Here is a 20,650-nt window from a genome sequence, read left to right as displayed (position 1 = left end):
GCTTCGGCGCCCTGGAGGGGCAGGGGGAGGGAGAGCATGTCGTAGACACCGGCCGGTGTGTGCAGGAGGTCCACGACCTCGAGGATCAACACATCGGCGGCGCACAGGAGTTGGTGGGTCTCCCAGTGGGTGGTGTAGGCGACCGCCTCGATGCTCAGGTAGTCGATGCCCGCGGTGCGGACCCCGGCCTCGATGAGGCGTTCCGCTCCGTCGGGGGCCAGTCCGACCCACTCCCGGGCCTTCCACGGGCTGCGCAGGACGCCCTCGGAGTTGCTGGTGCGCAGCAGTACGCGTTCCTCGGTGCCGAGGCCCGCCGCGTCGAGGTCGGCGGCGGTGATCTGCTCTTTCACATGGGTGAGGTCCAGCACGCGTGCCGTTCCGTTGAGGGCGGTCAGGTCGAGCCGGTCGACCGTCTTGCCGCCGTCGATGAAGTGGGCCGGAGCGTCGATGTGGGTGCCGGTGTGGGCGCCGATCCGCCAGCGGCTCACGTTCGAGGGATCGCCGGCGGTACGCGACTCGACGATCTCCACCTCGGGGCGACGGCCCCAGTGCAGCATGCCGGGATGGATGGGAACGGACACGTCGATCGCCTTGGCGAAGTCCAGATTCATGCGGCCCTCCTATTGGATGCGGATATCATAGAAGTGGATCCAAAAATGAGCGGCTGTGGACGCCCTCGGCCGCGTGGGAAACTGCTCCACCACCGCGCACTCCCCGACCGCCCCCGAGAAGGGTTTGACCGACTCCGATGACGCCCCAGACTGACGAGAGTCCCCTCGTCGACGACATCGCGGCCCGCATCCGCGCGCGGATCATGAACGGCGAGCTGGCGATCGGCAAACCGCTGCGCCAGGCGGCGCTGGCCACCGAGTTCGGGGTCAGCCGCACACCGGTGCGCGAGGCGTTGCGCCAGCTGCAGAACGGCGGGCTGATCGAGATGCAGCCGAACCGTGGAGCCGTGGTCCGGGTGCCCGCCCCTTGGGAAGTGCGCCAGGCCTACGAGGTGCGCGCCGAACTGGAGGGCATGGCCGCCCGGCGCGCCGCTTCCCGGATCACGGAACGCGGGCTCGCCGCGCTGCGCGAGCACAACGCCGTCCTGTGCGAGGCGGTGGCCCGAGCCGAAGGGGAGGCGAGAGGCGCGGGAGGACTCACCACCACGGCGGCCAACGACTGTTTCCACACGGTCATCTGCGAGGCGGCCGACAACCCCTGGCTCACCCGGATGATCGACCGGATCAACGAGAGCTTCCCGCGCAACGTCTCCTCGCTCGCGCTCGCCGGCGACGAGCGCCACCGTCACCTGAACATCCGTCAGCACGAGGCGGTGATCGACGCGTTGGCCGCGCACGACGCCGACAGTGCCGACGCGTTGATGCGCGAGCACGTCATCAGTTCCGGTGAGCATCTGACGGCCTGGTACGAGCGCCGTTCGCAGACCGTCTTCCACGGCTGAGCGGCGGGTCCGGTGTGTCCCGGTGCGGCCCTTCACGGGGTGCCACCGGGAAACAGCCGGGCCGGGGAGAGGAAGTCCAGGTCCGGGCGGGCGATCCCGCACACGAGGTCGGCCAGTGCCTCGCCGATCGCCGGTCCGAACTTGAACCCGTGCCCCGAACACGCCGACGCGACCAACACCTGCGGTGCGCCCGGCACTTCGCCGACGATGAAACGCCGGTCGGCGGTCATCGTGTAGAGACACGTCAGGCTCTCGGTCACGGGCCCGGCACCGGGCAGCACCTGGGCCACCGCCTCGGCGAGCAGGGCGAGTTCGTCGCCGGTCGCTTCGGGGCGGGGTGCCTGCGGGTCCCAGGGCGGGCCGCTGTCCAGCCCTGCCTTGAGGCCGCGGCCGTCGGCCGCGGGAAATCCGTACAGCAGGCCCTGCGGCAGATCGACGGAGAAGCTGCCGAGGCCGGAGGATCCGAGGGGCCCCGCCGGGTCGGCGGCGAAGTAGGCGTTGACGATGCGGGTGACTGTCAGATGCGGTGCCAGGGAAGGGACTTGGGCTGCCGTCCAGGGACCGGTGCACAGCACCAGGCGGCGGGTGCGCAGGACGGCCTTGCCGGTGCGGACCACGACCTCGTCGCCGTCCGGTTCCCAGCCGAGGACGGGGGCGTGGTCGTGGATGTGGGCGCCCGAGCGTTCGGCGAGGGTCAGTTGGGCGCGCAGCGTCTCCTGCGCGTCGATGATGCCGGCGCGCGGGTCGTGCACGGCCGTGAAACCGGGGGGCAGTCGCAGTCCCGGGAAGATCCGGGCCGCGTCCTCGGCGTCGACCTGTCGGCAACCGGGGCCGCGCAGGGGATCGGGGCGGTCCTTCGGCGCCGCGTACAACCCGCCGGTGATGTCGAGCAGTTGGGTCTTCGAGGCGCCCTCCAGCTCCGTCCAGGCCTGGTAGGCGGTGTCGACCAGAGCGTCCCAGTCGGGGTGGGGGTAGGCGCGGCGGATCATCCGGGTCGCGCCGTGCGAGGAGCCCAAGTCGTGGCCCAGGCCGTACTGTTCGAGCCCGAGGACGTCGAGCCCGCGTGCGGCCAGGTGACGTAGGGCGGCGCTGCCGTGTACGCCCAGACCTACGACGATCGCGTCGTGGCAGCGGGAGTTGGGGCGTGTGGGGTGCGGGGTGATTCCCGGCACCGGGTCCTGTGAGGCCGTGTGTGTGGGCGTGGCCCGAGGTGGCGAGAGCGACGGCGCGGGTGTTGCCGGATCGATCCCCGGCATCGAGGCGCCCGACCCCGGTCTCTCCGCCCCTGAGGCATCCGCCCCCGCGTCCCCCGTCCCGGAATCCCGCCGGCCCATGGCGGACGCGGACGCCGTACCGCGCCCCTGCAAGCAGACGATCTCGCGCACCGCCTCGACCAGCGCGTCCAGATCGTCCGCGTCGTTGTAGACGTGGACGGACGCCCGGACCACCTTGGTCAGGCCCCGGTGGTCCATGTCCCAGCGGCCGTGGCCCGCCGGTACCGCGATCAAGTGGACGCGGCGGTAGGCGAGTTGGCGCTGCACCTCGGAGGCGTCGAGGCAATCGACCACGAAGGTGACGATGGCGCCGCCAGCGGCCGGCGGGTCGGTGACGTGGACTCCCGGTAGTGCGGAGAGGCGTTCGCGCAGTGAGGCGGCGAGGGTGGCCAGGTGGTGGGCGACGGTGTCGACGCCGAGTGTGCCGAGGTCGGTCAGTGCGGCGCCGAGGCCGAGGCGCAACGCGTGGGCGGCTTCCCAGAGTTCGAAGCGCTTGGCGTCCGGGACCAGTTCCCAGCTCCGCTCGGCGGTCCAGCGGGCGCCCCGGACGTCGGGTGCCTCGGGGGCGAGCCGGTCCAGGAGCGGGCGGCGGACCGCGAGCAGGCCGGTGCCGCGTGGGCCGCGCAGGAACTTGCGGCCGGTCCCGATGAGCAGGTCGCAGCCGATGACACCCATGTCCACCGGCAGCTGGCCGAGTGACTGGGTCGCGTCCAGCAGGAAGGGCACCCCGTGGGCACCGGCCAACGCGCCGATCGCGGCGGCGGGTTCGACCAGCCCCGAGGACGTCGGGACGTGCGCGGCCGTCACCAGCGCGGCCGGTCCCGCGCGCAACGCCGCCTCTAGGGCTTCCAGGTCCACTGCCCCGTCAGGGCCGTTGGGCAGCAGCTCGACCAGGACACCGTGGTCGCGTTCGACCGACAGCAGATGCAGCGCGCTGCTGACGTAACTGGAGCGGGCCGCCAACACCCGGTCGCCGGGCCGCAGTCGGAGCGCCGACACGGCCCGCTGCCAGCCGGCCGTCGCGCTCTCGACGAGGGCGACCTCCTCCAGCCGGGCGCCGAGGAGTTCGGCGGTACGCGCGTAGACGGCCTCCAGAGCGGGAGCCGAGTGCTTCGCGGCCTCGTAGCCGCCGGACAGGCTCTCCGCGCGCAGGTGGTCGATGACCGCCTCGACGGTGCCGTTGGCGAGGAGCGCCGCACCGGCAGAGTTGAAGTGGTGGCCGGTGAACGAGCCTGGCGTACGGGCGCGTTCGGCCGCGACGTTCAGGGTGCGCGGGGGCGTTGGATTCGGGGGCGAGGCGGCCGTGCCGGCCGTCACGGGCGCGCTCACAGGGCGATCGTCACGCTCTTGAGCTCGGTGAACCCGTCGACGGCGGCGTCGCCGAGGTCCCTGCCGAGGCCTGACTGCTTCATCCCGCCGAAGGCCACGGCGGGGTCGAACTCGTTGTACGTGTTGACCCACACGGTCCCGGCCTCCAGCGCGGCGGCCGTGCGATGGGCGCGGGCCAGGCTGCCGGTCCACACACCGGCGGCAAGTCCGTACTCGCTGTCGTTGGCCAGCGCGATCGCCTCCTCCTCGCTGTCGAAGGGCAGGATCGTGGCGACCGGGCCGAAGATCTCCTCGCGGGCGATCCGCATGTCGGGGGAGACGTCCGTGAACACTGTCGGCGGCACGAACCACCCGGGACCGGGCAGCGGTTCACCGCCCACGGCGACTCCGGCGCCCTCGGCGAGGCCCAGTTCGACGTAACCGGTGACGCGGTCGTACTGCTCCTGCGACACCAGCGGACCGATGTTGATGCCGCCCGCGAGGCCGGGACCGATCCGCAGCGCTTCCACCGCCGGGATCAGCCGGTCCAGGAACTCCTTGACGATCGTGCGCTCCACCAGCAGCCTGCTGCCCGCCGTGCACATCTGCCCGGAGTGCCCGAACACCGCGCGCACGGCGTTCGGTACGGCGGCGTCGAGATCGGCGTCGGCGAAGACGATGTTGGGCGACTTGCCGCCCAGTTCGAGCGTGAGGCGCTTGAGCGACGGTGCCGCCGCGGCCATGATGTGCCGCCCGACCTCGGTGGACCCGGTGAAGGACACCTTGGCGACACCGGGATGCGCGACCAGTGCCGCCCCCGTACGCCCGTCGCCCGTAAGGACGTTGACGACGCCCTCGGGCACGCCCGCCTCCAGACACAGTGCGGCCAGCCGCAGTGCGGTGAGCGGGGTCTGCTCGGCCGGTTTGACCACGACAGTGCAACCCGCGGCCAGGGCCGGGGCGAGCTTCCAGGCGGCGATCATGAAGGGGAAGTTCCACGGCAGTACGGCGGCCACCACGCCGACCGGTTCGCGGACGCTGTACACGTGCCGGTCGGGGCTGGCCGCGTGCACGGTGCCCTCCAGCCGGGTCGGGGTGCCCGCGAAGTGGCGGATGGCCTGGAGGCCCAACTCCACATCGCCACGGGCGCGTTCGATGGCCTTGCCGTTGTCGAGGGTGTCCAGCACCGCCAGTTGCTCGGCGTCGCGCTCCACCAGGTCGGCGAGGCGCAGCAGGACGTCACGGCGCTGCCGGGGCGGCAGCCCGCGCCAGCGGCGGTCCCGGTGAGCGGTGTTGGCTGCCTCGACCGCCGCCGACACCTCGGCGGAGCCCGCCTGGACGACGAGGGTGAGCTGCTGCTGGGTGGCGGGGTCGAGGACCGGGATGCGTTCCGTCGCCGTGCCGGTGGTCCACTCGCCGCCGATGAGCATGGGCTCGCAGTCCGGCAGGTGGGGGATCACGATGCTGGGGTCCACGGTGTTCTCCTTCACGCCGGGCGTCCGGGACGGTGAGTGGGGTCGGGCCACGGTTCACGTACCGCCGTGGACACCGCCCGGGCTGTGGTCAGGACGCAGCGGTCGAACTCCGCCTCGCCGTGCTTGGAGTTGGCGTCGGTCACGTCCCTGCCCCAGACCCCGGTCTCGCTGACCTGGTCCATGCGGTAGTCCCAGAACGAGTCGACGTCGACGTGGGAGGTGGCCCGGTCCATCCGGACCAGCTCCGGCGCGAGGTGCAGCATCACGGACGTCTCGAAGAAGTTGGCGTGCATCAACGCCCGGCCGTAGGTGACATGTCCGTCGACCTCGGGCCCCGGGTACATCGTCACGTACCCCAACGCCCGCACCCGCGCGTCACGGTGACGGACCCTCAGCTTCTCGGCCGACACGTCGAGCGCGCCGTTGTTCCAGATGTGCCCGTTCAGGAGCACGAACTGCCGTACTCCAGAGGCGTACAGGGAGTCGATGACGTCCTCGACGACGGCGATCATGGTCTCCGGCCGCAGGGCCACCGTCCCGGCGAAGTCGCCGTGGGACGCGGACACCCCGAAGCTCAGGGGCGGGACGACGGGCACGCCGGTCAGGGCGGAGACACCGAGGGCGACCGCCTCGCAGATCCGGGTGTCCACGGCGAGGGGGAGATGGGGGCCGTGCTGCTCGGTGGCGCCGACGGGGATGATGACGGCGTCCTGGGCGGCAGCCGTGGACCCGGCCTCCGACCAGGTCAGCTCCTCCCACAGCACCGGCGTGCCGGACCCGCCCAACTGCGCGGCTAGTTCGGGGACATCGAGCCCTGTGGGGATCGTTCGTCCGGACGGACCGGTGACGAAGACGGACGACATGGCTCTCCTCTCCTCGGGACCGATGGCGTTCGTCATCGGCACAGGCTCTTCTCGGGATCGACGGCGCTCACCATCGGCGTCGGCTCTTCTCGGGCAGCAGGTCCAGGGCGCGCAACGGGACGGGCTCGTCCCCGTCGACCGTGGTGACCCACACGGTGGCGTCCGGGCAGTAGTCGCTGATCAGTTCACGGCACACCCCGCACGGCGCGATGATCCGGAACCACCCCGCCGGCTTGATCTGCACCGACACCACCGACGTGATGCTCAGCTCCGCCCCGGCGGGCAGGGCGCCCCGGGCGGTGCCCATGGCCACGCCTTCGGCACAGATCGAACTGCGCCGGCAGGAACCCTCCACATGGACCCCGGTGTGCACCCGGCCGTCGGCGGTACGCAGCGCGGTCGCGACCTCGTGACGGCCCGACCGCCACACCTTGGCCAGCAAGCGCTGGGCGGTGGCGAGGAGTTCGACATCGTCCTCGTCCATCGACGGCGGTACGGTCACGGGCCGCGCGTCCACGGCGCTCATACCGTCAGCCCCAGCAGCCGGGCCATGTTGCCGCCCTCGACCAGCGCCCGGTCCTTCTCGTCCTCGACCGCCTTCGCGATCTTCATACGCTCCAGGTCGAAGTCGGAGCCGGGCCACTCGCTGCCCATGAGGATCTTCTCGGGTCCCAGTCGTGCGTAGGCGCGCTTGACGTCGCTCATCAGCGTCGCCGACGTCTCCAGGTACACGTGCGGCTGCCGTTCGGCGACGATGATCGCCTCCGGCACGTTCCACACGGCCCCCATGTGGGCGATGATCGTGGGGACTTGGGGGTGGTCCCGCGCGATCTCCTCGATGGCCAGGGGCGCGCAGAACGCGTCGTCGAGAGCGTTGATCAGCACCAGCAGCCCGCGCCGCGCGCACGCCTCGAACACCGGGTCCAGCAGGCCGTGGTCGGCGACGTGGTAGCCGTGCAGGCTCGGGTGCAGTTTCAGCCCGACCAGGCCCGCGTCGGCCATCCGGTCGATCTCGTCGAGCGCGTCGTCGGCCTGCGGCATCACCTGCCCGAAGCCGAAGAACCGGTCCGGGTACGAGGCCACCAACGAGGCGATGAAGTCGTTCTCGATGCGCTGCGCGAGTGAGCACACCATCGCCATGTCCACCCCTGCCGCGTCCATCCGGTCGAGGATGCGGCGTGGCTCGAAGGGCTTGTACGGCGGCGGGGCCTGGCCCTTGCGGGCGCCGGTGAGGTAGTCGGAACGGCCGCGGACGTCCTGAGTGGTGTTGTACGCGTCGATGATCAAAGCGGTTCGTCCTTACTCGCTACTCGCGACGTGCTGCTCGCTGGAGACCAGGGGCAGATGGCAGCGCACACTGCGGCCCGGCGCGATCTCGCGCAGCTCGGGCACGCTGGTGCGGCACCGCTCCGTGGCGATCGGGCACCGGGTGCGGAACAGGCAGCCCTCGGGCGGATTCGCCGGATCGGGCAACTCGCCCTCCAGCACCTGCTGTTCACGCGTCTCGCCGGGCCGTAGCACGGGAACGGAGGACAGCAGCGCCCGGCTGTAGGGATGTGCGGGGGCGTCGAAGAAGGCGTCCCGGGAGGCGACCTCGACGATCTGGCCGAGATACATGACCGCGATCCGGTCGGCGATGTGCCGTACGACGCCCAGGTCGTGCGAGATGAACAGCATCGTCAGGCCGCGGTCGCGGACCAGGTCCGACAGCAGGTTCAGCACCTGGGCCTGGATCGACACGTCCAGCGCGGAGACGGCCTCGTCGGCCACGACGAACTGCGGTGACGAGGCCAACGCCCGTGCGATCCCGATGCGTTGGCGCTGACCGCCGGAGAATTCGTGCGGCCTGCGCGCGCCGGCCTCGGCGCCGAGACCGACCAGGTCGAGAAGCTCGGCCACCGCCTTCGCGGCCTCGGCCCGGGTGGCGCCGCGCGCCCGCAGCAGCGGCTCGGCGACGATGTCGGCGATCCTGCGGCGCGGGTTCAGCGAACCGAACGGGTCCTGGAAGACCATCTGCAACTCCGCCCGGGTACGGCGCAGTTGGCGACCACGCAGCCGGACGAGGTCGGTGCCGTCGAACTCGATGCGACCCGAGGCGGGTTCGATCACGCGCAACAGGGCTCGCCCGAGCGTGGACTTGCCGCACCCCGACTCGCCGACCAGACCGAGGGTCTCGCCCTGGAGGATGTCCAGGTCGACGTCCCGCAGCGCCCTGACCCGGCCGCCCGCCCGCCCCGGGTACTCGACCCGCAACTCGCGGGCCTGGATGAGCGCGGCGGTCATGCGATGCCTCCCTGGGCGCGGGCCGTGGCACGGGCCGGGGAGGGCAGCACACAGGCGTCGAGGTGCCCGTCGTCGCCGTGCCGCTGCCGCAGTACGGGCCGTTCGGAACACGCGTCGTGGACGAACGGACACCGGGGAGCGAACGCGCACCCGGACGGCCGGTCCACCCCGGTCAGAGGACTGCCCGCGATGGTCGGCAGCCGTCGTACGACAGGACCGTCGATCGGTGGCACCGAACCCAACAGGCCCATGGTGTAAGGGTGTTGTGGGTGAAACAGGACTTCCTCGCGCAGGCCCTGCTCCACGATCCGGCCCGCGTACATCACCGCCACCCGGTCGGCGACCTCGGCGACGACGCCCAGGTCATGGGTGATCAGCAGGACGGAGGTGCCGTGGTCGCGCTGGACGCGTTTGAGCACCGCGAGGACCTGGGCCTGGATCGTGACGTCCAGGGCGGTGGTGGGCTCGTCCGCGATCAGTACCGCCGGGTCGTTGGCCAGGCCCATGGCGATCATCACGCGTTGCCGCATGCCCCCGGAGAGCTGGTGCGGGTAGGCGCGTGCCGTGCGGTCCGGGCCGGCGATGCCGACCTCGCCGAACAACTCCACGGCCCGGCCCATCGCCTGACCACGTGTCACATCTCGGTGGGCGCGGATCATCTCGGAGACCTGGGCGCCCGCCCGGTGCAGCGGGTTGAGCGCGGCCAGCGCGTCCTGGAAGACGACCGTGATGTCCTTGCCGCGCACACCGCGCAACTCACGCTCCGACGCGGCGACCAGGTTCCGGCCCTTGAAGGTCGCCTCGCCGCTGATGTGGGTGCGCGGACCGCGGTTCAGGCCGACCAGGCTCATCGACAGGGCGGACTTCCCGGACCCCGACTCGCCCACCAGCGCGAGGACTTCGCCCTGGTGGAGGGTCAGGTCCACTCCGTCCACGGCGGGCAGCCGGCCGCCCGGAACGTCGAACTGGACGCGCAGGTCCCGGACTTCGAGCACCGGCGCGGAGGTCATGAACCCTCGCCCACGGCCATGGCCGCCGTGTGGATCAGGTCGGCGACGCGCTCCGGCCACACCAGGGTCGTGTAGTGGCTGCCCGGCACATGCTCGACAGTGGCCTTCATCCGGGCCGACATGTCGTTCTGGATCTCGGGCCGCAGTGTGCGGTCGTCATCGGCGACCAGATACCAACTGGGCAGGGTCCGCCAGGCCGGTGTGCCCGTCGGCTGCGTGAAGATGAGGTTGTCCGCCTTGCGTCCCTCCGCCTCCACCACGGCCCGCTGCTCCGGCGAGAGATCGGGGCCTATCTCCGCCCAGAACGCCTCGCTCGTCTCGGACTTCCACTCACCGTTCGGGCCGCGCTGCATGTACTTGGAGATCTCGGCCTCCTGGTACCGCTCGACGATCTCGTTGACCGTCTCGCCCTCGTCCGGCCCGAACGCGGCTATGTAGACAAGGCCTTTGACCCGCGGATCGCGGCCGACGTTGCTGATGACCGCGCCGCCGTAGGAGTGCCCGGCCAGCAGCACCGGGCCCGTCGTCTCCGCCAGCACGGCCGCCGTGTTGGCGACATCGTCCTCCAGCGAGGTCATCGGGTTGGTGACGGTGAACAGCCGGTGGCCGCGGGCGGCCAGCAGGGGCTGGACCTCCGACCAGGTCGTCGGCCGTCCGCCGGCGCCGTGGACCAGCACGATGTCCATGCGGGTCATCCTTTCCGTAGCCGCGGATCGAGGACCGTGTACAGCAGGTCCACCGCGTGGTTGACCAGGGTGAAGAGGAGAGCGATGGCGAGGGCGGCGCCCTGCACGACGGGGTAGTCGCGTTGCAGGACGCCCTGCACGAGCAGGCGGCCGACACCGGCGTACGAGAAGACCGTCTCGGTGATCACCGAACCGCCCAGCAGGGAGCCGAACTGGAGCCCGAGGACGGTCACGATGGGCAGCCACGAGTTGCGCAGCACGTGGTGGCGGATCACCACGCCCTCGCTCAGGCCCTTCATCCGGGCGGTCCGCACGAAGTCGTCGTCGAGGACCTCCAGCACGGAGGCGCGCACGATGCGGGTGATGAACCCGGCCATCGACAGCGCCAACGTGACGGCGGGCAGGATCAGATGCTGGATCCAGGGCCACACCAGCTCGGGGCGGTTCTGGAGAATCGCGTCCAGGAGAACGAAGTTGGTGGTCGGGTTGTAGTCGAGCGAGCTGGGCAGCCGGCCCAGCACCGGGAGCCAGCGCAGCCACACGCCGAACACGACGATGCCGAGCACCCCGAGCGCGAACCAGGGCAGCGAGAAGCTCACCGTGGCCACGGCCCGCGTCGACTGGTCGATCCAACTGCCCTTGCGCAGCGCGGCGATGACACCGGTGACGACACCGAGCAGCACCGCGATCGTCATCGCCGCGAGCGTCAGCTCGATCGTGGCGGGGAGCGCGTCGCCGAGCAGACCCAGGACGCTGTTCGAGCCGTAGAACGAGGTGCCGAGCCGTAGATGCACCAGGTCGTTCAGGAAGCTGCCGTACTGGACGAGGAGGGGGCGGTCGAGGCCGAGTGCCTTGTTGACGCGTGCCTCGTTCACCGCCAGTTGGGACGCGGAGAGGTTGTTGCCGCCGGCCGCGAGCGAGGTCGCCGGTGAGCCGGGGAGCAGGCGCATCGCGAGGAACACCAGGCTGGCCAGCGCGAACAGGACGACGGGGATGGTCGCGAGCCGTCGTAGGACCAACAGGGCTGTTCCCGCCGCCCACTTGGGCCTGCGTGCGGTGAGCAGTGCGGTGGTCACGCCGGCCCCCGTACGTCGAGCGCGTCGCGCAGGTCGTCGCCCACGAAGTTGCAGGCGACGACGAAGAGGAGCGTGAACGTCGCGGGCAGGACGACCAGCCGGGGTGCCGTGTAGAGGAACTCCTGGCCCGCCTGGACCATGTAGCCCCAGTCGGGCTGCGGGGGCTGGATGCCGAGGCCGAGGTAGGACAGGCCGGCGGCGAAACCGGCCGCGATCGAGAGGGTCATGACGACCTGGGCGAGCATCGGTCCCGCGATGTTCGGGAGGAGTTCGCGGGCGAGGATGCGCGGGGTGCGGGTGCCGCCCAGCTTGGAGGCGACGACGTAGTCACGGGCCGCCTCGCGGGCCGTCAGGGCGCGGGCGAGTCGGGCCAGGCCGGGCGCGAGGGAGACGCCGATGCCGAAGACCAGGCTCACCGTGCCCGGCCCCGCTGCCGCCACCAGCAGGATGACGAGCAGGATGGACGGAAACGCGAGCGCGAGATCCACGATCCGCATCAGGACCTGCTCGACGACACCGCCCGCGTATCCGGCGACGAGCCCGATCCCCGTGCCGACGAGGGCCGCCAGCGCGGTCGCCGCGAACGCCACCAGCAGCAACGGGCGGGCGCCGTGCACGAGTCGGGCCAGTTCGTCGCGGCCCAGGTCGTCCGTGCCGAACAGATGGCCCGCGGACCCCATCGGCAGCAGCGCCGACGAGGTCTGACGCAGCGGGTCCGCCTGGACGAACAGCGGCCCCACGACGGCCACCAGGACCAGCACGATCAGGACGGCCCAGGACAGCATGGCCGGCCAGGACCGCGCCAGCCGGCGCCGACGCCAGACGGCGAGGACGGTCCGCCCGGCGAGGGCGGACGAAGAGGGCCGTACCGTCGCCACGGGTGGTGGAGCGGTCGTGGTGTCAGACACTGGCTTTCTCCATGTAACAGCGGTGGTTGGCCAGCGCCGCCGTGTTCATGTGCTTCACGTGCGAGCCGCTCACCACGAGGTTGGCGAAGCAGGCCAGCATCGACAGGACCATGTAGTCCTCGGCCCAACGGCGTTGGATCTTCGTGTAGGCGGCCGTGCGCTGCGCGCCGAGGGGCAGGTTCTTGGCCGTGTCCAGTTCCGTCTGGAGCGAGGCGGCGTCCTTGAGCGTGTCCATGCCGGTGATCGTCGCGCCGTAGAGCCCGGTGGGGCTGGCCATGGCGCCGACCATGTCGTTGGCGTCCGGGACGTAGGTGTTGCGCTCCCAGATCATCAGATCGTGGTAGTCGTCCTTGCCGTCGAGCAGACGCGTGAAGTACGTGGCCGGGTCGACGGACGTCGTGACCACCTTGAAGCCGACGTCGGTCAGGTTCTGGGCGACGATCTGTGCCGCCTTCGGGTGCCAGGAGTCGCTCGCCGCCATGAGCCGGATGCGACGGCCGCCCGCGCCCGCCTCGGCGACGAGCTGCTTCGCCTTGGCCGTGTCCTGGGTGCTGAGGTCGGCGAGGCTGGTGTCGTAGCCGCTCTGCGCGGACGGGATGGCGTAGCCCCTGGGGAGCGCGCCGACGCCGTAGAAGGCCTGGTCGAGGATGGCCTTGCGGTCGATCGCGAGGTTGATGGCCTGGCGGACCTTGAGCTCGGGGACGCGCCGGGCGTCGATCATCAGGATCGCGTTGGCGTTGTACGGCGTCTTGTAGACCGTCACCGAGTCGTCCTTGCGCAGCTGCGCGGCGGCGGAGTACGGGGTGAACTGGGTGGCCGAGATGTCGCCGCTGAGCAGCGAACTGACGATCGTCGACGGGTCCTGGACCTGGCGCAGCACCAGCCGGTCGACCGGCGGTCTGCCCAGGCGGAAGTCGTCGAAGGCCGTGAGGGTGATCGACTGGCCGGAGGTGGCGGCGGAGAAGGCGAACGGGCCGGTACCGACGAGGTGTTTGCCGATGTCGGCGCCGTACTTCTTCAGCGCGGCCTTGGAGATGATGCGGCCGCCGATGTCGGAGAGCTGGCCGAGGGTGGTGCGGTCCGGCTTCTTGAGGACCATCTTGACGGTGAGGTCGTCCGGGGCGGTCAGCGAGGCGACGTTCGCGCCGAGGTCGGACAGCGGACGGGTGGCGCCCTTGGGCAGCGTCTTGTCCTTCTCGTCGAACTGCCGGCCCAGGCTGGCCAGCACGTCCGCCGAGGTCAGCGTGGTGCCGTCGTGGAACTTGACGCCCTCGCGCAGGGCGAAGGTGTAGGTGAGCTGGTCGTCGGAGATCGTCCAGCTCTTCGCCAGGTCCGGCGTGGGCTCGTTGGTCTCGAACGAGATGAAGGTCAGGCCCCGACAGATGCAGTCGACGGCCATCCAGTCGCCCAACGAGGTGTAGAACGACGGGTCGTTGACCGCGCTGGTCGCGTCGATGGCCAGGGTCAGCGTGCCGCCCTTGCTGCTTCCCTTGGCGTCGTCGGCCGCGGCACCGCAGGCACTGAGCAGGGCGGGGAGCCCGAAGCCGACTCCGACCCCGAGGAGCCCCGCGCCCCGGAGCATGGTGCGGCGCGACGCCGTCGACGGGGCGGAGCCGGGTGAGGACGATCCAGCTGACTGGTCCGGCATGTGGGCCTCCTTGGGCACCGATCCTCGAATAATGGATCTCAAAGTGTCGAGATTGGATCCAAAAACATGTTCACGGGCCACAGGGTCTCTCTCGTGTCCCGCGTGTTAAAGGCGTGTGAACCGGGCTGTGGATGCGATCCGGTCACGACCGGCTACGCGCCGGACAGTCCTCGGCGGCTCATCAACTCCGGCCAGACCACGGGGTCATGGCCCGGAACGAGCTCGTAGCCGCGCTCGGCGGCGATGCTCTTGAGCCGGCGGATGGGCTCCACCGTGCGCTCCGGATCGACACCGATCGAGGCGCCGATCGGACGCTCGTGCTCGATGTTCTCGGTGAGGTCGGCGGCGTCGAAGGCGAACACGAAACCGCCGCCGTCCGCGAGGTCGACGACGAAACTCTGGTGTCCGGGGGTGTGCCCGGCGGTCAGCACGGCGGTCACGCCGGGGGCGATCTCCGTGTCGCCGTCGGCCTGTCGCCAGTCGATGCGCGGGTCGTCGAAGTCGACGCGGAAGATCGAGTGGCGCTCCACCTCCGGCTGCCCCGACAGGCCGTAGGAGAGTTCCTCGCGCTGTACGTGCACCGGCACCCGTCCCGCGAAGTGCTTGAGTCCGCCCGCGTGGTCGGCGTGCAGATGGCTGACGGCCACCGCGTGGATCGCGTCCATCGGGATGCCGGCCGCGTCGAGGGCCTCCTCCAGAGGCTCGCCGGGGCCCGGCAGGATCGGCCGGTAGTTGGGGGAGCCGTAGAAGCGGCGGCGCAGGGCCGGGTCCCGGATCAGTGCCGTGTTGAAGCCGGTGTCGAGCAGCAGCCAGCCGCCGTCGCACTCCAGGAGCACGGCCGGTACGGGTTCACGCAGTCGTTCCTCGTACGGGGCGCCGTGCACGGAGACGGACTTGGGGAGTTCCTCCCAGCCCAGCAGCAGGGGCACGATCCTGCGGACACCGTGGCGTGGTGTCATGAGGGCTGCGGGTGAGACGGCAGGCGCATGGGTGTGATCCGTTCAGGGGCGCGGGAGTTCAGGTTCAGGTGACGGGTCCAGGGGTCGGTTTGGGGGCGAAGGTGGGCATCGATGGTGGGGATCCACACTCTAAGTATGTGGATCCAAAGGGCGGTTGCGGAGAGGTGAACAAGTTCTCTCTTCCCCCGGGCGACGTGCGCGGTCACGGGTCGGTGATGTCGAGCGTGACCCTGGACAGGGGACAGCTCACGCACGCCAGCACATGGCCGTCGGCCTTCTGCCGTGGAGTGAGGCAGTTCGGCTCGTTCTGCGTGACCTCTCCGCCGCGGAGCAGCACCATGCAGTCGCCGCAGTTTCCGACCGTGCAGGAGTACGGCATCGGCAGCCCCGCCGCGAGTCCCGCGTCGAGCAGTGTCTGGCCGGGCTCGACGACCACCGTTCCGACGGGGCGCCCGTCCTCCTCCACGACCATCTCCTGCGGCGCCGTCGCCACGGTCCCGGTGTCCGCTCCGCTGGTGTAGCGCTCCTGGTGGACCAGCTCCTCCGGGACTCCCCGCCCGGTCAGGACGTCCTGGACGGCCTCCATCAGCGGTACGGGACCGCAGGTGTAGTAGTGGGCGCCCGCCGCCGGGGACAGGCCGGTGATCCAGCGACGTATGCCGTCCGCGTCGAGGCGCCCGTCCCGGTGGGTCAGGACGTGGGTGACCGCCAGCCGGCCGGGGTGGTCCTTCGCCAACCGGTTCAACTCCTCGGCGAAGATGGTCTCTTCGCTGCTGCGGCTGCTGTAGAGAAGCGCGATCCGGTCGCGGCCCGGCACGGCGAGCCGGGTACGGATCATGCTCATCATCGGTGTCACGCCGCTGCCCGCCGCGACGAGCACGATCTCGTCCGGGGGCCGCTGCTCGGCGTGGAAGGATCCCGACGGACCGCGCACGGCGAGGCGGTCGCCGACCCGGAGGCTCTGGTGCACGTGGGTGGAGAACCGGCCGCCGTCGACGCGCTTGACGGTGACTTCCAACTGGGACGAACCGGGCGCCGACGATGCCGAGTAGGCCCGTCGTGCCGGGCGTCCTTCGATGTCGGCGACCAGGGTGAAGAACTGGCCGGGCCGGAAGTCGAACGGGCCCGGGTTCTCGCCCACGTCCTCCAGCACGAGGGTGACCGCGCTCGGAGTCTCGCGGCGCACCTCGGCGACGCGCACCTCCCGTAGCGGATCCTCCGCCCGTCCACCGGTGACCGCTTGCCCGGCGTCGGCGGGGCGTCGGCGCGGGAAGCCGCGGTGCCGGCCGCCCGTGCCGGGCTCGACGTCCTCGTAGCCCTCGTTCCGCAGCCCGGAACGGTAGAGGCGGTTGATCACCAGTCGCATCAGCCGGGTCATCCCCGGGACCGCTCCGACGGCCTTCAGCAGGAACGCGGGCGGACCGCCTTCGGCGTCGGCCGAACCGGCGGCGAGGTGCTCTCCTCCCAGCGCTATCAGGTCGGGCACCGTGCCCCGTCCGAGGTGAGCGGCGGGGGTCCACAGCCGCGAGCGCGCCACGGCGTCGTTGCCGGCCACCTCGGCGTGCTCGACGTCGATGAGCAACGCCAGGTGCGGCGGTATCCCGCGCAGCGCCATGGTCTCCAGCAGCGCGGGATCGTCGGTGATCGCACCACGGCCGCGGACGTGCAGCACACCGGTGCGCCCCGGCACCAGCGCGGCGAACGAGAGCCGGTCGTCCCGCAGCAGGTTGTGCAGTGTGTCCGCGCGTTTGTTGCCCTTCCGGTCCGGGACGACGAGCGTGCGGCCGTCGAGAGCGCGGGCCACTGCCTGCCGGTCCCCACGGGGACTCGTGTCGCTGCCACCGGAGTCGTCCCACGTGGACAGGGCGAGGAAGGGGGCAGCGGCCAGGAACTCCAGGACACCGGGTCGGGTCAGGGGCCCGTCGTCCGTGATCCCGGCGGCCGGCTCGGACGGGACGGGCGGCTGCCACAGGCGGGACCGGAGGACGGCCTGTGCGCAGTGCACGTACGCCTCCTGGATGTCGACGGTCGTCTCCGCGCCCTTCCGCGCGGCCACCGAGCCGTTGACGCGCAGGACCTCCCCGACGCCGGGCAGGAGGAAGAAGAACGAGACCGGACCGTGCGGGGCGTCGGGCCCGGGCAGGGTGAACGAGATGCGCGTGGACGAGTGGACGCGTGCGAACCCCGGTGTGCCGCCGATGAAGGTCGTCCTGCTGGTGCCGTCGGCGTGCCGGTATCCGACGGCCGCGATCGGACACCGCGCGAGGACGGTCCGGCAGCCCTCGTCGAGGGCACTGATCTGCTTGAGCATGATCGCCGACGCCGGGCGGCCGACCGTCGTCTCGACCTCGGCCTCCGTCGTCAGCCGACGCGGGGCGCCCAACCGGTTCGCTTGTCGCACGGGGATTCCTCTCAGAAGGAGCCCGAGCAGCCCGGGACGCGATCGGCCATGGCCTTGTTCTCGCAGCTCATAGCTATATTGTGAGCAATAGCTCAGCTCTTTGGCTACTCGCTTTTCGCGCCTTGAGGAGGCCCCCGGATGCCATCGGCCGACGACCGTCTTCAGCCACGTCGCAAGCCCCGCCAGGTGCGCGCCGAACTCACCCGCGAGCGCATCCTCACCGCCGCTGCTCACGTTTTCGCCGAGCACGGCTACGCCGCCGGCACCACCAACCGCATCGCCGAACGCGCCCGCGTCTCCATCGGCTCGCTGTACCAGTACTTCCCGAACAAGGACGCCGTCCTCGCCGCGTTGCTGGTGCGGCACATCGACCGCGGTACCTGGACGCAGGCCGAACAGCTCGACCTGTCTCCCGGCACTCTGGAGGCGACGGTGCGGGCGCTGGTCCGCGACGCGATCGACAACCATCGCGATGATCCGCAACTGCTGCGGATCATGATGGAAGAGGCGCCGCTCTCGCGGGAACTGCGCGACACGGTCGAGCGGCACGGAAAGGCTCGCGTCGGTCAGGTGCGCGACCTCCTCGCCCGGCACCCGGACGTGCACGTGCGACACCTCGCCACCGCGGCCGAGCTGATCGTGTTCACCGTGGAGATCAACATCCACAAGCTCATGGCCGACCCGCGGGCCATCCCGGTCGAGACGTTCGAGCAGGAGCTGGTCGACATGGTCACCCGGTATCTGCGCGGCGATCAGTAGGTGGGACAGGTGTCCCTTCGGTTGTCCCTTCGGTCAGGATTCGAGAAGCGCGGACCCGCACCGCACCTCTAGCGTGGGGGCAGCCGGCGGACCCGACGACGGGCCGGCCCGGTGGATACGGAGGGAAGACACGATGAGCAAGGCCACGAGGACGGACCCGCGGTCGTCCGCGCCGCACGCTGCCGACACCCATGACCTGATCCGCGTGCACGGGGCGCGCGAGAACAATCTCAAGGACGTCAGCATCGAGATTCCGAAACGCCGGCTGACGGTGTTCACCGGTGTCTCCGGCTCGGGCAAGAGCTCGCTCGTGTTCGACACGATCGCCGCCGAGTCGCAGCGGCTGATCAACGAGACGTACAGCGCCTTCGTGCAGGGCTTCATGCCGACGCTGGCGCGGCCCGAGGTCGACGTCCTCGACGGGCTGACCACCGCGATCATCGTCGACCAGCAGCGGCTCGGCGCCGACCCCCGCTCCACGGTCGGCACCGCCACCGACGCCAACGCCATGCTGCGCATCCTCTTCAGCCGGCTCGGCAAGCCGTACCTCGGCTCGCCCAAGGCGTTCTCCTTCAACGTCGCCTCCATCAGCGGCGCGGGCGCGGTCACCATGGAACGCGGCGGACAGAAGGTGAAGGAGCGCCGCAGCTTCAGCATCACCGGCGGCATGTGCCCGCGCTGCGAGGGCCGGGGCTCGGTCACCGACCTCGACCTCACGCAGCTCTACGACGACTCCAAGTCCCTCGCGGAGGGCGCGATCACCGTCCCGGGCTACACGGGCGGCGGCTGGAACTCCCGGCTCTACAGCGAGTCGGGCTTCTTCGACCCGGACAAGCCGATCCGCAGGTTCACCAAGAAGGAACTCCAGGACTTCCTGCACCGCGAGCCGACCCGGATGAAGATCGCGGGCATCAACATGACCTACGAAGGTCTGATCCCGCGCATCCAGAAGTCGATGCTCGCCAAGGACCGCGAGGGCATGCAGCCGCACATCCGGGAGTTCGTGGACCGCGCGGTCACCTTCACCACCTGCCCCGAGTGCGACGGCACCCGCCTCAACGAGGGCGCCCGCTCGTCGAAGATCAAGGGCATCAGCATCGCCGACGCCTGCGCGATGCAGATCAGCGACCTCGCCCAATGGGTCCGCGGCCTCGACGAACCGTCGGTCGCGCCGCTGCTCACCGCGCTGCGACAGGCCCTCGACTCGTTCGTCGAGATCGGACTCGGCTACCTCTCGCTGAACCGGCCGGCCGGCACGCTGTCGGGCGGTGAGGCGCAGCGCGTCAAGATGATCCGCCACCTCGGCTCCTCGCTCACCGACGTCACGTACGTCTTCGACGAGCCCACCATCGGACTGCACCCGCACGACATCCAGCGCATGAACGACCTGCTGCTGCGCCTGCGCGACAAGGGCAACACCGTGCTCGTCGTGGAGCACAAGCCGGAGACCATCGCGATCGCCGACCACATCGTCGACCTCGGCCCGGGCGCCGGTACGGCGGGCGGTACCGTCTGCTTCGAGGGCACCGTCGAGGGACTGCGCACCGGCGGCACCATCACCGGCCGGCACTTCGACGACCGGGCCAAGCTCAAGGAGTCGACGCGTAAGCCCACCGGCACCCTGGAGATCCGGGGCGCCGCGACCAACAACCTCCAGGACGTCGACGTCGACATCCCGCTCGGCGTCCTCGCCGTCATCACCGGTGTCGCGGGCTCCGGCAAGAGTTCTCTCGTGCACGGGTCGATCCCGGCCGGCGAGAACGTGGTCTCCGTCGATCAGGGCGCCATCCGCGGATCGCGCCGCAGCAACCCGGCGACGTACACCGGACTCCTCGAACCGATCCGGAAGGCCTTCGCCAAGGCCAACGGAGTGAAGCCGGCCCTGTTCAGCGCCAACTCCGAGGGCGCCTGCCCCACTTGCAACGGCGCCGGCGTCATCTACACCGACCTGGCGATGATGGCCGGCGTGGCCACCACCTGTGAGGACTGCGACGGGAAGCGGTTCGACGCGTCGGTGCTCGAGTACCTCTTCGGCGGCCGTGACATCAGCGAGGTGCTCGCGATGTCGGTGACCGAGGCCGAGGAGTTCTTCGGCGCGGGCGAGGCGGCGACACCGGCCGCGCACCGGATCCTGACCCGGCTCGCCGACGTCGGCCTCGGCTACCTCAGCCTCGGCCAGCCGCTCACCACCCTCTCCGGCGGCGAACGCCAGCGCCTCAAGCTGGCGACCCACATGTCCGAGAAGGGCGGGGTCTACGTCCTCGACGAGCCCACCGCCGGCCTCCACCTCGCCGACGTGGAGCAACTGCTCGGCCTGCTCGACCGGTTGGTCGACTCCGGGAAGTCGGTCATCGTCGTGGAACACCACCAGGCGGTCATGGCCCACGCGGACTGGATCATCGACCTGGGCCCCGGCGCCGGCCACGACGGCGGAAAGATCGTCTTCGAGGGCACGCCGGCCGACCTGGTCGACGCGCGCTCGACGCTCACGGGGGAGCATCTGGCGGCGTACGTCGGCGCGTGACCGTCGTGCAACTCCCTTGCACT

The 20,650-nt window shown here is 70.6% G+C and carries 17 protein-coding genes; 3 read left to right on the top strand and 14 right to left on the bottom strand.

Annotation, left to right across the window (positions count from 1 at the left end; genetic code table 11):
• On the bottom strand, nucleotides 1-611 hold a 611-nt coding region (locus ACNFOC_RS05740; RefSeq protein WP_416957248.1), incomplete at its 3' end, for a cyclase family protein.
• A gap of 137 nt (nucleotides 612-748) precedes the next feature.
• Between ACNFOC_RS05740 and ACNFOC_RS05735 the strand changes: the two genes are divergently transcribed.
• On the top strand, nucleotides 749-1,453 hold the full coding sequence (locus tag ACNFOC_RS05735) for a GntR family transcriptional regulator (RefSeq protein ID WP_416957246.1): 705 nt from the start codon (nucleotides 749-751) through the stop codon (nucleotides 1,451-1,453).
• 32 nt (nucleotides 1,454-1,485) lie between these two features.
• Here the strand turns inward: ACNFOC_RS05735 and solA are convergent, their stop codons facing one another.
• From solA to ACNFOC_RS05670, 13 genes are all read right to left on the bottom strand, one after another.
• The gene (solA, locus tag ACNFOC_RS05730; RefSeq protein WP_416957244.1) at nucleotides 1,486-4,056 is read right to left on the bottom strand and encodes an N-methyl-L-tryptophan oxidase; all 2,571 of its coding nucleotides are present in this window, start codon (nucleotides 4,054-4,056) and stop codon (nucleotides 1,486-1,488) included.
• Entirely contained in the window at nucleotides 4,053-5,510 is a 1,458-nt protein-coding gene (locus tag ACNFOC_RS05725) for an aldehyde dehydrogenase family protein (RefSeq protein ID WP_416957242.1), read from the bottom strand. The genes solA and ACNFOC_RS05725 overlap by 4 nt, the downstream gene beginning before the upstream one ends.
• An 11-nt stretch (nucleotides 5,511-5,521) precedes the next feature.
• Nucleotides 5,522-6,409, bottom strand: coding sequence for a creatininase family protein (locus ACNFOC_RS05720; protein ID WP_416957240.1), 888 nt, complete (start codon nucleotides 6,407-6,409; stop codon nucleotides 5,522-5,524).
• A 31-nt stretch (nucleotides 6,410-6,440) separates the two neighbouring features.
• The gene (locus tag ACNFOC_RS05715) at nucleotides 6,441-6,899 is read right to left on the bottom strand and encodes a cytidine/deoxycytidylate deaminase family protein (RefSeq protein WP_416957238.1); all 459 of its coding nucleotides are present in this window, start codon (nucleotides 6,897-6,899) and stop codon (nucleotides 6,441-6,443) included.
• A complete protein-coding gene (locus ACNFOC_RS05710) occupies nucleotides 6,896-7,660 on the bottom strand; it encodes an amidohydrolase family protein (RefSeq protein ID WP_365302983.1) in 765 nt (254 codons plus the stop codon). Before ACNFOC_RS05710 ends, ACNFOC_RS05715 begins: the two co-directional genes overlap by 4 nt.
• Before the next feature lie 12 nt (nucleotides 7,661-7,672).
• Nucleotides 7,673-8,656, bottom strand: a complete 984-nt coding sequence (locus tag ACNFOC_RS05705; protein WP_416957236.1) for an ABC transporter ATP-binding protein — start codon at nucleotides 8,654-8,656, stop codon at nucleotides 7,673-7,675.
• Nucleotides 8,653-9,666: an ABC transporter ATP-binding protein gene (locus ACNFOC_RS05700; RefSeq protein ID WP_416957234.1), complete on the bottom strand. Its 1,014-nt coding sequence runs from the start codon at nucleotides 9,664-9,666 to the stop codon at nucleotides 8,653-8,655. Before ACNFOC_RS05700 ends, ACNFOC_RS05705 begins: the two co-directional genes overlap by 4 nt.
• Nucleotides 9,663-10,352, bottom strand: a complete 690-nt coding sequence (locus ACNFOC_RS05695) for an alpha/beta hydrolase (protein WP_416957232.1) — start codon at nucleotides 10,350-10,352, stop codon at nucleotides 9,663-9,665. The genes ACNFOC_RS05700 and ACNFOC_RS05695 overlap by 4 nt, the downstream gene beginning before the upstream one ends.
• A gap of 5 nt (nucleotides 10,353-10,357) precedes the next feature.
• Nucleotides 10,358-11,428 (bottom strand): ABC transporter permease, encoded by a 1,071-nt coding sequence (locus ACNFOC_RS05690; RefSeq protein ID WP_416957230.1) that lies wholly within the window; start codon nucleotides 11,426-11,428, stop codon nucleotides 10,358-10,360.
• On the bottom strand, nucleotides 11,425-12,336 hold the full coding sequence (locus ACNFOC_RS05685; protein WP_416957229.1) for an ABC transporter permease: 912 nt from the start codon (nucleotides 12,334-12,336) through the stop codon (nucleotides 11,425-11,427). The genes ACNFOC_RS05690 and ACNFOC_RS05685 overlap by 4 nt, the downstream gene beginning before the upstream one ends.
• Entirely contained in the window at nucleotides 12,329-13,984 is a 1,656-nt protein-coding gene (locus ACNFOC_RS05680) for an ABC transporter substrate-binding protein (RefSeq protein WP_416957227.1), read from the bottom strand. Before ACNFOC_RS05680 ends, ACNFOC_RS05685 begins: the two co-directional genes overlap by 8 nt.
• 152 nt (nucleotides 13,985-14,136) lie before the next feature.
• Complete coding sequence (locus ACNFOC_RS05675; RefSeq protein ID WP_416957225.1) at nucleotides 14,137-14,943, bottom strand: N-acyl homoserine lactonase family protein; 807 nt, start codon at nucleotides 14,941-14,943, stop codon at nucleotides 14,137-14,139.
• A gap of 202 nt (nucleotides 14,944-15,145) precedes the next feature.
• Nucleotides 15,146-17,344, bottom strand: coding sequence for a 2Fe-2S iron-sulfur cluster-binding protein (locus ACNFOC_RS05670; protein WP_416957223.1), 2,199 nt, complete (start codon nucleotides 17,342-17,344; stop codon nucleotides 15,146-15,148).
• 138 nt (nucleotides 17,345-17,482) lie between these two features.
• On the opposite strand from ACNFOC_RS05670, the gene ACNFOC_RS05665 reads away from it, so the two are divergent.
• Complete coding sequence (locus ACNFOC_RS05665; RefSeq protein ID WP_416957222.1) at nucleotides 17,483-18,103, top strand: TetR/AcrR family transcriptional regulator; 621 nt, start codon at nucleotides 17,483-17,485, stop codon at nucleotides 18,101-18,103.
• Between the two features lie 133 nt (nucleotides 18,104-18,236).
• Nucleotides 18,237-20,627, top strand: coding sequence for an ATP-binding cassette domain-containing protein (locus tag ACNFOC_RS05660; RefSeq protein ID WP_416957219.1), 2,391 nt, complete (start codon nucleotides 18,237-18,239; stop codon nucleotides 20,625-20,627).
• The last annotated feature ends 23 nt before the right edge of the window (nucleotides 20,628-20,650 follow it).

Origin of the sequence: Streptomyces colwelliae (assembly GCF_048158785.1) — a bacterium.
GTDB lineage: Bacteria > Actinomycetota > Actinomycetes > Streptomycetales > Streptomycetaceae > Streptomyces.
Note: the sequence above shows the minus strand (reverse complement) of the source record. Positions and strands in the feature narration are given on the sequence as shown.